Genomic DNA, 15,589 nt, shown 5'->3' with positions numbered 1-15,589 from the left:
ACGACGACTTCTTCGACCTCGGCGGGCATTCGTTGTTGGCCACGCAGGTTATTTCGCGGATTCGGACCGTGTTCGGTGTTGAGACGCCCCTCGCCGCCCTGTTCGACCACCCCACGGTGCGCGGGCTCGCCGCTGTCGTCGACGCCACCACCGCCGGGCCCGCCGCCCCGCCGATTGTCCCGGTGCCACGGACCGCCGACCTGCCGCTGTCGTTCGCCCAGCAGCGGCTGTGGTTCCTCGACCAGCTTGAACCCGGCTCCAGCGAATACAACGTGCCGATGCCGATCGCCTGGGGCGGGCCGCTCGACGTGGCCGCGCTCGGCGCGGCCCTCGACGGTGTCGTGGCCCGCCACGAGGTGCTGCGCACCCGGCTCGTCACCGGCCCGGACGGCGTGCCGCGGCAGATCGCCGACCCGCCCGGCACGGTGCCACTGCCCGTCGTCGACGTCACCGGCGCCGCCGACCCGGCCGGCGCCGCCCGGGCGCTCGTCGAGACCGATGCGCGGCACCCGTTCGATCTGGCCGCCACGCCGCCGATCCGGGCGACGCTGATCCGCCTCGCCGCCGGCGAGCACGTGCTCGCCCTCGTCGTGCACCACGCCGCCTCCGACGAGTGGTCGGGCCGCATCCTGCGCAGCGAGCTCGACGCGCTCTACGCCGGGCAGGCGCTGCCGCCCCTGCCGGTGCAGTACGCCGACTACGCCGTCTGGCAACGCGCCTGGCTCACCGGCGCCGTCCTCGATGGGCAACTGGCCCACTGGCGGGACCGGCTCGCTGGCCTGCCGACCCTGGACCTGCCGCTCGACCATCCGCGCCCCCCGGTGCGCTCGGCCGCCGGCGCCATGGCCCACTTCGCGGTGCCGCCGGCCGTCACCCGGGCCCTGCGGGCGCTCTCCCGTGAGCAGAGCGCGACCATGTTCATGACCCTGCTGTCGGCGGTGTCGGTGCTGCTCGGGCGGTACTGCGGCACCGACGACGTTGTGGTCGGCACGCCGGTTGCCAACCGGAACCGGGCCGAGACCGAGCGCCTCATCGGGTTCTTCATCAACGACCTCGTCATGCGCACCGACCTGTCCGGCGACCCGGAGTTCACCGAGTTGGTGCGGCGGGTGAAGAGTGTCGCCCTCGACGCCTACGCCAACCAGGACCTGCCCTTCGAGCAGCTCGTCGACGCCCTCGCCGTCGAGCGCGACAGGTCCAGGGCCCCGCTCTTCCAGGTGCTGTTCAACTACTTCACCGAGGGTGAGCCCGAAAGCGTGGCCGGCGACCGCCCGGCCGCCGCCGCCCGCGCCGCGCTGGAGGGCCTGGAGACCGGCATCAGCTCCCGGTTCGACCTACGGCTGATCCTCGCCGACGACGGCGACGGGCTCGCGGGCCGGGTGCAGTACAGCACCGCCCTGTTCACCCCGCAGACGGCCGGGCGGATCGCCGGGCACCTCGTCGAGCTGCTCGCCGCGATCGCCGCCGACGCGACCCGCCCGCTGTCGCGCCTGGGCATGCTGTCCGTGGCCGAGCAGCACCGGCTCGTGACGGAGTGGAACGAGACCGCCGCGCCCGGATCCGGCGCCGGCAGCGTCGTCGAACTCATCCTCGCCCGGGCCGCGGAACGGCCGGACGCCGTCGCCGTGGTGTGCGAGGGACACACGCTGACCTACTCGCAGCTGGCCGACCGGTCGGCCCGCCTCGCCGCCTACCTGCGCGGCAAGGGCGTCGGCCCCGAGGCCGTCGTCGGGCTGTGCCTGGAGCGCGGGCCGGACCTCGTCGTGGCGATGCTGGCGGTGAGCCGGGCCGGCGGTGCCTATCTGCCGCTCGACCCGTCCTACCCGCCGGAACGGCTGACCTTCATGCTCACCGACTCGCGGGCGGCGGTGCTCGTCGGGCTCATGGACGTGGTCGAGGAGCTACCCGTCAGCCGGGTCCGGGTCGTGTCGCTCGACGACCCCGCGGTTCGCGCCGCCGTCCGCGCCGCGGCACCGGTGCGCGATGGTGGCGCCGGAGGGCCGTCCCTGGCGTACGTCATCTACACCTCCGGCTCGACCGGCCGGCCCAAAGGCGTGCTGGTCGAGCACGCGTCGCTGGTGAACTACGTGGACTGGTTCACCGGCCGGTACGGCATGGGGCCCGGCGACCGGGTGCTGGTGTCGTCGTCGCCGAGCTTCGACGCGTTCGGCATCGAGATCTTCCCCGGGCTCGCGGTCGGCGGCACCCTCGTCGTCCTGCCCGCCGGGGGAGTCGTCGCCGACGCGCCCGTGGTCGCCGGCGTGCTGGCCGGACAGGCCGTCTCGCTCTGGCCGACGGTGCCGGCGGTGCTCGGCCTGGTTGCCGAGCACGGGGGCGCCAACCCGGACCGGTTGGCAGCCCTGACCCGGATCGTCTGCGGCGGCGAGGCGCTGCCCTGGCGGGTCGTCGACGACGTACGGCGGCGCTGGGGCGTCGCGGTGCACAACGTCTACGGCCCGACCGAGGCGACGATCGACGTGTCCGCGTACGCCTGCATGGACCCGTCGGCGATCGGCGCGGGCACCGTGCCGATCGGCCGGCCCATCGCGAACCTGCGGCTGTTCGTGCTCGGCCCGGACCTGCGTCCGGTGCCGGTCGGCGTGACCGGCGAGCTCTACGCCGGCGGGGCCGGCGTAGCGCGCGGCTACCTGCGGCGGCCGGTGGCGACCGCCGAACGGTTCGTGGCCGACCCCTACGCCGCCGACGGCTCGCGGCTCTACCGCACCGGCGACCGCGTCCGCTGGAGCGCCACCGGCGACCTCGAGTTCGTCGGCCGGGCCGACCAGCAGGTCAAGGTCCGCGGGTTCCGCATCGAGCCCGGCGAGATCGAAGCCGCGCTGGCCGCCCACCCGGCGATCGGCGCCGCCGTCGTGGTCCTCGCCGGCGATCGGCTCGTCGCCTACCTCGTCCCGGCCGACGCGGCCGAGCCCGTGCCCGCGGCTGGCGTGCTGCGTGAGCGCCTGCGTCAGCGGCTGCCGGAGTTCATGGTGCCGGCCGTCTTCACCGAGCTGACGGCGCTGCCGATGACGAGTAACGGCAAGCTCGACCGGGCGGCGCTGCCGGCGCCCGAGGAGGCGCGCTCCGAGGCCGTGTTCGTCGAGCCGGCCACCGAGACCGAGCGCATCCTCGCCACCGTGTGGGCCCACGTGCTGGGCGTCGAACGGGTCGGCGCCAGTGACAACTTCTTTGAGCTTGGCGGCGACTCGATCGTCTGCATCCAGGTGGTCGCTCGGGCCCAGGAGGCTGGCGTGCACGTCACCGTGGCCCAGATGTTCGACCACCAGACCGTTTCCGCGCTGGCCGCCGTCGCCACCGCCCGCAGCGCCGCCCGGGCCGACCAGGGTCCGGTCAGCGGGCCGTTCCCGCTCACTCCGATCCAGCGGTGGTTCTTCGCCCGCGACCTGCCGGACCCGTCGCACTTCAACCAGGCGATGCTCCTCCAGGTCGCCCGCCGGGTCGACGCCGCGGCGCTCGGCCGGGCCGTCGCCACGCTCAGCGCGCACCACGACGCGCTGCGCATGCGGTTCGAGCGCAGCTCCTGGGCCGGCTCGGCCGGGTGGAACGGCCGGGTCGCCGAGGCGACGCCCGTCGCCGGTGAGGTCGGTGAGGTCGGCTCGCCAGCGCCGGTCTGGGTCAGCCTGGCCGAGACCCCCGAGGCGATGGAGGCGGACGCCGTCGCCGCCCACAGTGGCCTCGACCTGACCGCCGGCCCGCTGCTGCGGATCGTCCTGTTCGACCGGGCGGCCGGCCGCGACCACGAGCAGTCGGCCCTCGTCGTCGCCCACCACGTGGCCGTCGACGCGGTCTCCTGGCCGATCCTGCTGGAAGACCTCGCGACCGCCTGCGGGCAGGACGAGGACGGCACGCCGCCGACGCTGCCGGCCAAGACCTCCTCCGTCGTGCAGTGGGCCGAGCGGCTCGACGAGATCTCCCGCTCAGCCGAACTCCGCGACGAGGTGCCGTACTGGGAGGGCCTCGGCGTCGCCACCGGCACCGTGCCCCGCGACGGCGAGGGCCCGAACACAGTAGGCGATGCCCGCGCGGTGCGGGTGACGCTGGACGAGGAATCGACCGGGCGCCTGCTGCGCGACCTGCCCGGCGCGTTCCACACCCAGGTCAACGACGCCCTGCTGGCCGTGCTCGGCGTGGTGCTGGGGTCGTGGGCCCGCTCGGGCTCGGTGCTGGTCGACGTCGAGGGCCACGGCCGGGAGGACGTCGGCGACGACATCGACGTGTCGCGGACGGTGGGCTGGTTCACCAGCCTCTACCCGGTGGCGCTCACCAGCGGCACGGACCTCGGCGCGGTGCTGCGCCACACCAAGGAACGGCTGCGGGCGGTGCCCCGGCGCGGTCTCGGCTATGGGCTGCTGCGCCACCTGACCGGTTGGACGCCCCGGTTCGCCGCCGAGGTCGCCTTCAACTACCTCGGCCAGACCGAGCAGGCGCTGACCTCGGCGACCGCGGCCCAGTTCCGGCCGGCGGACCGCTCGCTGGGCCGCTCGGTGCCGGATGAGGCCGCCCGCACCCACCTGATCGAAATCAACGGTCAGATCGCCGGCGGGCGGCTGCACATGGTGTGGACCTACGCCGAGGGCATCCACCGGGAAGCCACGGTACGGCACCTGGCCGAGCGGTACCTCGCCGTCATGCGGGACCTCATCGACGAATGCCTGCGCGGGGACACCGGCGGCTACACGCCGTCGGACTTCCCGCTCGCCGAGCTCGACCAGGACGCGCTCGATGCCATCAGGCGCCGCTTCGAGACCGGAGGCGACTCATGACCGGACCACCGCGGGCCCGCGACCGGACCATCGAGAACATCTACCCGCTGACCGCGTTGCAGGCCGGCATGTTGCTGCACACCCGGCTGGCCGCCGCGCCCGGCGTCTACTGGTCCCAGCACGGCCTGCTGCTGACCGGCGCGCTCGACGAGCGGGCCCTGCGCCGCGCCTGGGAGACCGTGTACGCACGCTTCGAGGTGCTGCGCACCGGCGTCGTCTGGGACGGTGTCGCCGAGCCGGTGGCCGTGGTCTCGTCGACGGTACCGCTGCCGTGGCGGGCCGAGGACCTCTCGGCGCTCGACGACCCGGCGCGGCAGGCCGCGATCGAGCGGTTCCTCGTTGACGACCGGGACCGCGGGGCCGACCTTGGCGCGCCGACGCTGACCCGCCTGGCGCTGCTGCGGCTCGGCCCCGACCGCCACCAGCTGGTGCTGAGCTACCACCACCTGCTGCTCGACGGGTGGAGCGTGCCGATCGTCGTCGGTGAGGTGCTCGCCGCGTACCGCGCGTTCGCCGCCGGAAAGCTGCCCGCCCTGCCGTCCCGGCGGCCGTTCCGCGACTTCGTCGCCTGGTCGCGGCGGCAGGACCCGGCCGCCGCAGCCGGGCACTGGCGGGGCCGGCTCGCCGGGATCACCGCGGCGACCGACCTCGGCGCCGCCCCCGGCGGGCTGCCGGGCGCGGCCGGGCACGGCGTGTGCCGATTGCCGGTACCGCCGCAGGAGACCGAGGCGGGGCTCATCGCTTTCGCCCGGCGGCACCGCCTGACCCTCAACACGGTCGTGCAGGGCGCCTGGGCCGTCCTCATGTCCGTCTACAGCGGCGACGCCGATGTGGTCTACGGCGTCACCTCCTCCGGCCGTGGCGGTCACGACGGCCCGGGTGGCCTCGACGGCCTGGACGGCGTCGTCGGCCTGCTGATGTGCACCACGCCCGTGCGCACCACGGTCGACCGCGACGCGCCCCTCGGCGACTGGCTGCGGGCATTGCAGGACGAGCAGCAGCGCGACCGCCGCTTCGAGCACACGCCGCTGCCGGCGATCCAGGCCGTCACCGCCGTCCCGGCCGGACAGCCGCTGTTCGAGGCGCTGTTCGTCTTCGAGAACTACCCCCACGGCAGCGAGGCCGGCGAGGGCGCCCTGCGGGTCGAGCGCAACCTCGCCGACATGCGCGCGCACCAGCCGCTCGCCGTCATCGTCAACGCCGGCCGCGGGCTGGGCATCCGGCTCGTGTACGACCCGGCCCGCTTCGGCGCGGCGGCCGTCGAGCGGATGGCCGGGCACCTGGCCGCCCTGCTGCGGGCCATCGCCGCCGGCGACGACCTGCGCGTCGGCGATCTCCCCCTGATGGACGGCGACGAGCGCCGCCGCCTGGACCGCGAGGCGCGCGGCCCGCAGGTGCCGCCCGGCGGCGAGTCCAACCCGTACGCGCTCGTCGCCGCGCGGGCCGCAGCGGCCCCCGACGCCCTCGCTGCCGTCTGCGGTGCCCGGTCGCTGAGCTACGCGGCCCTGCTCGACCGGGCCGACCGGCTCGCCGCCGGCCTGCGCGGGCGGGGGGCCGGACCGGAGACCGTCGTCGGGCTCGACCTGCCGCGCGGGCTCGACCTCGTCGTGGCGATCCTGGCCGTGTGGCGGGCCGGCGCGGCGTACCTGCCGCTGGACCGGCCGCTGCCGCCCGAACGGCGCGCGTTCATGCTCGCCGACGCCGGCGTCACCATCCTCCTCGACGCGGCCGACGCGGCCGACGCGGCCGACGCCGAGCCGGGCGCGGGCGCCGGCCTGCCCGCGCCGGACCCCGACCAGTTGGCGTACGTCATCTACACCTCGGGCTCGACCGGCATCCCGAAGGGCGTCCAGGTCACGCACGGCGCCGCAGCCAACATGGCCCTCGCCGTGCGCTCCGCGCTGCGGGTGCGGCCCGGCGCTCGGGTCCTGCAGTTCGCCCCGGCCGGCTTCGACGGCATGGTCGGCGAGCTGCTGATCGCGCTCACCGCCGGTGCCACCCTGGTCGTGGCCACCGAGCCCGAGCGCGCCGAGCTCGGCGCGCTCGGCGCCCTCATCCGACGGCGTGGCATCGATGCGACGACCCTGCCCCCGTCGCTCGTCGGCGTCCTGCCCCCCGGCGACCTCGACGGCCTCGGCACGCTCATCACCGTCGGCGAGCGGCTCGAGGCCCGCCTGGCCCGCGACTGGGCCCGACGCGTCCGGCTGGTCAACGGCTACGGCCCGACCGAGACCACCATCGGCGTGGCGACCGCCGAGATCGGCCCGGCCGACGTCGACCCGCTGCCCATCGGCACGCCCTTCGCCAACCTGCGGCTGCTCGTGCTCGACGACCGCCTCCGGCTGCTGCCAGCGGGGGCGGCCGGCGAGCTGTACGTCGGCGGGCCGCAGGTCGCCCGCGGCTACGGCCGGCGTCCCGCGCTGACGGCCGAGCGGTTCGTCGCCGATCCGCACGCCGCCGACGGCTCGCGGCTCTACCGCACCGGCGACCGGGTCCGGCGCCGGGCCGACGGGCGGCTGGAGTTCCTCGGCCGCATCGGCGGCCAGCTGAAGCTGCGCGGCTTCCGGGTCGAGGCCGGCGAGGTCGAGGCGGCACTGGCCGCCCACCCCGCGGTCCGGGCGGCGGCGGTGACCGCGTGGGGCGACGGTGCCGACCGGCGGCTGGTCGCCTACCTGGTGCCGGCCGACCCGCAGACGCCGCTGCCCGGCCCGGCCGAGCTGCGTGACCTCGCCGCCCGCACCCTGCCCGGCTTCATGGTCCCGGCCGCCTTCGTGGAGCTGGCGCACCTGCCCGTCACACCGAGCGGGAAGCTGGACCGGGCCGCGCTGCCCGCCCCCGAGCCGGTCAGCGCCGACGTGGACCACGTCCCGCCGGCCGGCCCCACCGAGGAGTTGCTTGCCGGGGTGTGGGCCGCGGTGCTGGGCGTCGAGGGGGTCGGCGCTGAGGACGATTTCTTCGCCCTCGGCGGGCATTCGCTGCTGGCGACCCGGGTCGTCTCCCGGATCCGGGAGGTGTTCGGGGTCGAGGTGCCCCTCGGTGCCCTCTTCGACCGGCCGACCGTGCGCGGCCTCGCCGCCGTCGTCAACGACCTGACCGGCCTGAACCCGGCGGGCTCGGGCGACGCGGCCGGACCGCCGATCGCGCCGGCCAGGCGGGACCGGCCGCTGCCGCTGTCGTTCGGTCAGCAGCGGCTGTGGTTCCTGCACCAGCTGGACCCCCAGCAGAGCGACTACCTGGTGCCGATGCGCGTGCGGTTCGAGGGCGGTGCCGACGCCGAGGCGCTGCAGGCTGCGCTGAGCGCGCTGACGGCCCGCCACGAGGTGCTGCGCACCCGCCTGGTGACCAGGCCCGACGGCGCCGCGTTCCAGGTCGTCGACCCGCCCGCGCCGTTCCCGCTGCCGGTGGTCGACGTGTCCGACGGCGCCGACCCGGCCGCCGCGGCCGACCTGCTCGCCGCGCACGACGCCGAGGTGCCCGCCGACCTGGCCGACGGCCCGCTCATCCGCGGGCTGCTGCTGCGCCTCGGTGAGGCCGGGGACGTCCTTGCGCTGTCGATGCACCACGCCGTCTTCGACGAGGGGTCGGACCAGATCTTCCGCCGCGAGCTGCGGGCCCTCTACGACGCCGCCCGGGCCGGCGCGGCCGATCCGCTGCCGCCGCTGCCGGTGCAGTACGCCGACTTCGCGGTGTGGCAACGCGACCGGCTCTCCGGCGACCGGCTCGATGCCCAGCTCGGCTACTGGCGCGACGCGCTGGCCGGGCTGCCCGTCATGGAGCTGCCGGCCGACCGGGCCCGCCCGCCGGTGCGCTCCTCGGCCGGCGCCGTGCACCGCTTCTCCGTGCCCGCGGACGTCACCGACGGGCTGCGGTCGGTGGCACGCGACGGCGGCGCCACGATGTTCATGACGCTGCTGTCGGCGTTCTCGGTCCTGCTGGGCCGGTACTGCGCCACGGACGACGTCGTGGTCGGCACGCCGGTCGCGAACCGCGACCGGGTCGAACTCGAGGGCCTCATCGGCTTCTTCGTCAACACCCTCGTCCTGCGGGCCGACCTGTCCGGCGACCCGTCGTTCCGCGAACTGCTGCGCCGGACCCGGGCGGCGGCCCTGGCCGCCTACGCGCACCAGGAGTTGCCATTCGAGCAGCTCGTCGATGCCCTCGGCACCGAGCGGGACCGCTCGCGGACGCCGCTGTTCCAGGTGATGTTCACCTACGTGCCGTACCACCCGGGCGAGATCGGCGGCGGCAACGCTCCGGGGCCGCAGACCAAGGCCGTCAAGTTCGACCTGTCGCTCACGATCGGCGCGGCCGGCGACGCGCTGACCGCGGCGTTCGAGTACAGCACCGCTTTGTTCGACGCGAGCACCATCGAGCGCCTGGCGGCCCACCTCGTCACCCTGCTGACGGCGGTCGCCGCCGACGCGGCCCGGCCGCTGTCCCGCCTGGAGATGCTCGGCGCGGCCGACCGCCGACTGCTGCTGGAGTCCTTCAACGACGTCCGCGCCCCCGTGCCCGCCGTCGCCGGCGTCCACCGGCTCATCGCTGCACGGGCCGAGACCGATCCCGACGTCGTGGCGATCGTGCACGGCCGACGCCGGCTCACCTACGCCGGCCTCATGGGCCGCGCCGACCGTCTCGCCGGCCGACTCCGCGCGACCGGCGTCGGGCCGGAGACCGTGGTGGGACTGTGCCTGGAGCGGGGGATCGACGCCCTCGTGGCGATGGTCGGCGCCTGGCGGGCCGGTGCCGCGTTCGTGCCGCTCGACCCCGGCTACCCGGCCGAGCGGCTGCGGTTCATGCTCGCCGACAGCGGTGCCCGGACGCTCGTCGCGCACCGCTCGACGGCGGCCGCTCTACCCGCGACCGTCCTCGACGGCGTGGTGTGGATGGACGAGCTCGGGCCCGGACCTGCCGCCGGGCCGGCCCCCGACGCCGACGCCGACCAGCTGGCGTACGTCATTTACACCTCCGGCTCGACCGGCCGGCCCAAGGGCGTGCAGGTCGCGCACGGCGGCCTGGTCAACATGGCGGCCGCGCTCGCCCCGACGCTCGACGCCCGCCGGGGCACCCGGATGCTGCAGTTCGCCGCGTTCGGCTTCGACGGCACCGTGTTCGACGTCGCGGTGATGCTGCCGGCCGGGGGGACGCTCGTCGTGGCCTCGCCCGAACAGCGCGCCGACCCGCGCGCCCTCGTCGCGATGCTGCGCGCCGAGGCCGTCGAGGTGCTCAGCGTCGCCCCGTCGTTGCTCGCCGTCATCGACCCGGCCGACCTGCCCGCCGCCCGCACCCTGCTCATCGGCACCGAGCCGGTCGGCGCGCGGATCGGCCGGGACTGGGCGCCCGGGCGGCGGGCGTTCGTCGGCTACGGCCCGACCGAGACCACCGTGCTGGCCAGCACGGCCCGCATCGATCCGGAGAGCGAGGACCCGCCGCCGATCGGCGCCGCGCTGCCCAACACCCGGCTCTACGTCCTCGACGACCACCTCGCCCCGGTACCCGTCGGCGTGGCCGGCGAGCTGTTCGTCGCGGGCGTCCAGGTCGCCCGCGGGTACGGCGCCCGGCCCGCGCTCACCGCCGAGCGGTTCCTCGCCGACCCCTTTCAGCCCGGTGGCGCCCGCATGTACCGCACCGGCGACCGTGCGCGGTGGCGCGCCGACGGGCAGGTCGAGTTCCTTGGCCGCACCGACCACCAGCTGAAGGTCCGCGGCTTCCGGGTCGAGCCCGGCGAGGTCGAGCACGTCCTCGCCGCGCACCCCGGTGTCCGGCAGGCGGTCGTCGGAGCCTGGGGCGAGGGCGAGCAGCGGCGCCTGGCCGCGTACCTCGTCCCGGCCGACCCGGCCGCTGGCCTGCCCGAGCTCGGCGAGCTGCGCGACCTGGCCCGGGCGAGCCTGCCGGAGTACCTGGTGCCGTCGGTGTTCGCCGAACTCTCGGCGCTGCCGCTGACGCCCAACGGCAAGCTCGACCGCGCGGCGCTGCCGGCACCCGACGAGGCCGCCCGCACCGGCGAGTACGTCGCCCCGACGACGCCGACCGAGCAGCGGCTGGCCGGCATCTGGCGCGACGTGCTCGGCGTGCAGCGGGTCGGCGCCGAGGACGACTTCTTCGCCCTGGGCGGCCACTCGCTGCTCGCCACCCGGGTCGTCTCCCGAATCCGCGACGCCTTCGGCATCGACCTGGCCCTCGCCGCGCTCTTCGACCGGCCGACCCTGGCCGCGCTGGCCCGCGCCGTCGAGGAGCGGATCTGGCAGGAGATCGAGCAGCTATCGGAGAGCGAGGCCCTGCAGATGCTGCACGCCCACGCCCAGGACGCGACCCGGCCCGACGAGGACGGTGTGACCCGATGACATTCTCGCCCGAGGAACTGCTCCGGCGGCTTGACGAACGGGGCGTGCGCCTCGACGTCGTCGACGGGCGGCTGCGGGTCGTCGCGCCGCGCGACGCCCTGACCCCGCCGCTGCGCGACGGACTGCGCGAGCACCGCGACGCGCTCACCGCGCTGGTGCTGGCCGGCCGGCCGGCCGAGGAGCCGCCGGCCGGTGGGCAGGCCCCGCCGATCCGCGCCGCCGGCCGGGACCGGGAGCTGCCGCTCTCCTTCGGCCAGCAGCGGCTGTGGTTCCTCGACCAGCTCGATCCGGGCTCGGCGCAGTACAACGTCCCGATGCGCTGGCGGCTCGGCGGCGAGCTGGACGTCGGGGCGCTGCGCGCGGCGCTCGGCGGCGTCGTCGGCCGCCACGAGGTGCTGCGAACCCGCCTGGTCCCGGGCTCCGACGGCGTCGCCCACCAGGTGATCGACCCGCCGCGGCCGTTCCCGCTGCCGATGGCCGACGTGTCCGGCGGCGGGATGGCGGTCGCCGACTGGCTGGCCACCCAGGACGCCCACACCGCCTTCGACCTCGCCGACGGCCCGCTCTGCCGGGCACTGCTGATCCGGCTGGCGCCCGACGAGCACCTGCTGGCCCTCTCGGTCCACCACGTCGCCTTCGACGAGTGGTCCGAGCGGATCTTCCGGCGTGAGTTCGGCGCGCTCTACGACGCGTTCCGGGCCGGCGACCCGGACCCGCTGCCGCCGCTGGCCGTGCAGTACGCCGACTTCGCCGTCTGGCAGCGCGAGTGGCTCTCCGGCCCGACGCTGGAGGCCCAGCTCGACTACTGGCGCCGGCGCCTGGCCGGCCTCACCCCGCTGGAGTTGCCGGTCGACCGTGGCCGCGTGGCCCGACAGTCGCGGGCCGGGGCGCGGCACACGTTCGCCGTCGAGCCGTCTGTTGCCGAGGCGCTCCGCGCGCTGTCACGGGGGCAGGGCGCGACGATGTTCATGACCACGCTCGCCGCCTTCGCGGTGCTCCTGGGCCGCTACTGCGGCACCGACGACGTCGCCGTCGGCGCGCCGGTGGCCAACCGCGGCCGGCCCGAGACCGAGGATCTCATCGGCTTCTTCGTCAACACGCTCGTGCTGCGCTGCGACCTGTCCGGCGACCCCTCGTTCACCGAGCTGCTCGGCCGGGTACGGGGCACCGCGCTGGAGTCCTACGTCCACCAGGACGTGCCATTCGAGCAGCTCGTCGACGCCGCCGCCACCGAACGGGACCGTTCGCGTACGCCCCTGGTCGAGGTGATGTTCGACTACGCCGCCGCGGAGCCCGGCGACGGCGACGGCCCCGACGGGGAGGTGACCGCCGCGCCACCCGTGAAGTTCGACCTGCTCGTGACGCTCGGCGATACGAGCGGGGGCGGGCTGGCCGGCGCGATCGAGTGCCGCGCGACGCTCTTCGACGATGCTATGCCGGCCCGGCTCGCCGAGCACCTCACCGTGCTGCTCGGCGCGATCGCCGCCGATCCCGGCCGGCCGTTGTCGGCGCTGCCGCTGCTGAGCGCCGCCGAACGCAGCCGCCTGCTGGAGGAGGGCGACCGCACCACCGTGCCGCCGCCCCCGGACGGCGGCGTCCATCACCTGATCGCCGCCCGCGCGGCAGCCCACCCGGACGCGGTGGCCCTCGTCTTCGACGGGCGCACGCTGACCTACGGCGTCCTGCTCGACCGCGCCGCCCGGCTGGCCGGCCATCTCACCGTCCTCGGCGTGGGCGCCGAAAGCATCGTCGGGCTGCTCCTGGAGCGCGGTGCCGACATGGTCACCAGCATGCTCGCCGTGTGGCTGGCCGGCGGCGCCTATCTGCCGCTGGACTCGCAGTACCCGGCCGAACGGCTCGCGTACATGCTCGCCGACAGCGGTGCCCGCGTGCTCGTCACCGACGGCGCGCCCGGCGCCACGATCGCCGGCGCCGCCGCCGTCGTCCGCCTCGACAACCTCGGCGCGGACACCGTGCCCGCCTGGACGCCGGCGACGGTTGCGCCGGAGTCGCTCGCCTACGTGATGTACACCTCGGGCTCCACCGGCCGGCCCAAGGGCATCGGGGTCACCCACCGCGACATCGCCGCCCTCGTCGCGCCCGGCGACTACCTCGCGATCGCCCCCGGCGACGTCATCGCCCAGGCGTCCACCACATCCTTCGACGCCGCCACGTTCGAGATCTGGGGCGCCCTGGCCAACGGCGCGACGCTCGCCGGGATTCACCGCGACGCACTGCTTTCGCCGCGCCGGCTCGCCGTCGAGGTGCGTCGCCACCGGGTCACCGCGCTGTTTCTGACCACGGCCCTGTTCAACCAGGTCGCCGCCGAGTTCCCAGACGGGCTGCACAGCGTGCGCACCCTGCTGTTCGGCGGCGAGGCCGTCGACCCGCCCAGTGTCCGGCGTGTGCTGGCCGCCGGTGGTCCGCAGCGGCTGCTGCACGTCTACGGCCCCACCGAGACGACCACCTTCGCGACCTGGCATCCGATCGCCTCGGCCGACGGCGGCACCGTGCCCATCGGTCGGCCGCTGCCCGGGATGCGCGCCCACGTCCTCGACCCCGCCCTCGGCCTCGCCCCGGTCGGGGTCGCCGGCGAGCTCTACCTCGCCGGCGAGGGCGTCGCTCGTGGCTACCACGGCCTGCCGGCCCGTACCGCGGAGAGCTTCGTCGCCGACCCGTTCGCTGCGGACGGTTCGCGGATGTACCGCACCGGCGACCGGGTACGCCGTACCGTCGGCGGCGAACTGGAGTTCCTCGGCCGGTTCGACCAACAGGTCAAGGTGCGCGGCTTCCGGATCGAGCCCGGCGAGATCGAGGCGGCGCTCGCCACCCACCCGGCCGTGCACACCGCGGTCGTGACCGTTCAGGGCGACGGCGAGCAGGCCTGGCTCGCCGCGTATGTCGTGCCGGCCGACCTCGCCGAGGGCGTCCCCGACGCCCGCGAGCTGCGCGAGCACCTCCGGCAGCGGCTGCCCGCGTTCATGCTGCCGTCCGGGTTCGCCGAACTCGCCAGCCTGCCACTCAACGCCAACGGCAAGATCGACCGGGGCGCGCTGCCCGTGCCCGACCGGACGGGCGGCGAGGGACACACTGCGCCCGCGACCCACACCGAGCAGTTGCTGGCCGCGATCTGGGCCGAGGTCCTCGGCGTGGACCGGGTCGGGGCCGAGGACGGGTTCTTCGACCTCGGCGGGCACTCGCTGCTCGCGACCCGCGTCGTGTCGCGGGTGCGGGCCGTGTTCGATGTCGAGGTACCGCTGGCGGCGCTCTTCGACGCCCCGACCGTGCGTGATCTCGCGGTCGTGGTGGACGGGGCCCGCGAGTCGGTCTCCCCGCCGGTGACGGCTGTCGGGCGGGACCGGCCGCTGCCGCTGTCGTTCGCGCAGCAGCGGCTCTGGTTCCTCGACCGGCTGGAGCCGGGCTCGACGCAGTACGTGATGCCGATGCCGCTGCGGTGGGACGGCCCGATCGACGTGGCCGCGCTGGCGGCGGCCCTGGCGGGGCTCACGGCCCGCCACGAGATCCTGCGGACCCGGCTGGTGTCCGGCTCGGACGGGGTGCCGTACCAGGTGATCGACCCGCCGCGCCCGGTGCCGCTGCCCGTCGTGGACCTGTCCGGACGCTCAGACGCAGCCGACGTGGCGGACGAGTTGCTGGCCAGGGCCGCGGCCGCACCGTTCGACCTGGCCGCCGGGCCGTTGCTGCGGGCGACGCTGCTGCGGCTGGCGCTCGGCCGGCACGTGCTGTCGCTGGTGCTGCACCACGTGGTCGCCGACGAGTGGTCGGGCCGGGTGCTGCACCGCGACCTGACCGCCCTGTACGAGGGCGTGACGCTGCCCGCGTTGCCGGTGCAGTACGCCGACTTCGCCGTCTGGCAGCGGGAGGTGCTGCCGGCCGCGGTCCTCGACGAGCAGTTGGCCTACTGGCGCCGCCGCCTCGCGGGCGCACCGGTGCTCGATCTGCCGACCGACCGGCCGCGACCGCCCGTGCGCTCGTCGCGGGGGGCGGCGCTGCCGTTGACCGTCGACGCGGACACGACCGAGCGGCTCCGGCGGTTGGCCCGTGAGCACGACGCCACCGTGTCCATGACGATGCTGGCGGCGTTCGCGGTGGTCCTCGCCGGCCACGCCGACACCGACGACGTCGTGGTCGGCTCGACGGTCGCCAACCGTGGACGCGGCGAGGTCGAGGATCTCGTCGGGTTCTTCGTCAACACCGTCGTGCTGCGGCTCGACCTGTCCGGCGACCCGACCTTCGCCGAGTTGCTCGGCCGGGTCCGCGGCATCGCCTTGGACGCCTACGCGCGACAGGACGTGCCGTTCGAGCGGGTCGTCGAGGCCGTCGGCGGGGGCCGGGACCGCTCGCGGTCGCCGCTGTTCGACGTCATGGTGAACTTCCTCGGCGACGACGTCGGCCCCGTGCCCGCGGCCGACGGGGTCGTGCCCGCGGTGGCGAAGTTCGACC

Annotated in this window: 3 protein-coding genes; all 3 read left to right on the top strand. The window is 75.4% G+C overall.

All coding sequences use genetic code 11. From position 1 onward, the window contains the following. Nucleotides 1-4,781: amino acid adenylation domain-containing protein (locus tag AC507J_RS31755; protein ID WP_496294181.1), on the top strand; the 4,781-nt coding region annotated here is incomplete at its 5' end. Continuing rightward, on the top strand, nt 4,778-11,125 hold the full coding sequence (locus AC507J_RS31750; RefSeq protein WP_496294179.1) for an amino acid adenylation domain-containing protein: 6,348 nt from the start codon (nt 4,778-4,780) through the stop codon (nt 11,123-11,125). The genes AC507J_RS31755 and AC507J_RS31750, both read left to right, overlap by 4 nt. Next, nucleotides 11,122-15,589 (top strand): amino acid adenylation domain-containing protein (locus AC507J_RS31745; RefSeq protein ID WP_496294177.1); only part of this gene is annotated, 4,468 nt, incomplete at its 3' end. The genes AC507J_RS31750 and AC507J_RS31745, both read left to right, overlap by 4 nt.

The organism is Micromonospora sp. PRAS1, from assembly GCF_059553435.1.
The sequence above is the reverse complement of the archived record's forward strand: the minus strand, read 5'-3'. Positions and strand labels throughout refer to the sequence as shown.

Excerpts from the sequence above, each read along its gene's own strand:
- AC507J_RS31750 (WP_496294179.1), top strand. The coding sequence starts at position 4,778 with ATGACCGGACCACCGCGGGCCCGCGACCGGACCATCGAGAACATCTAC.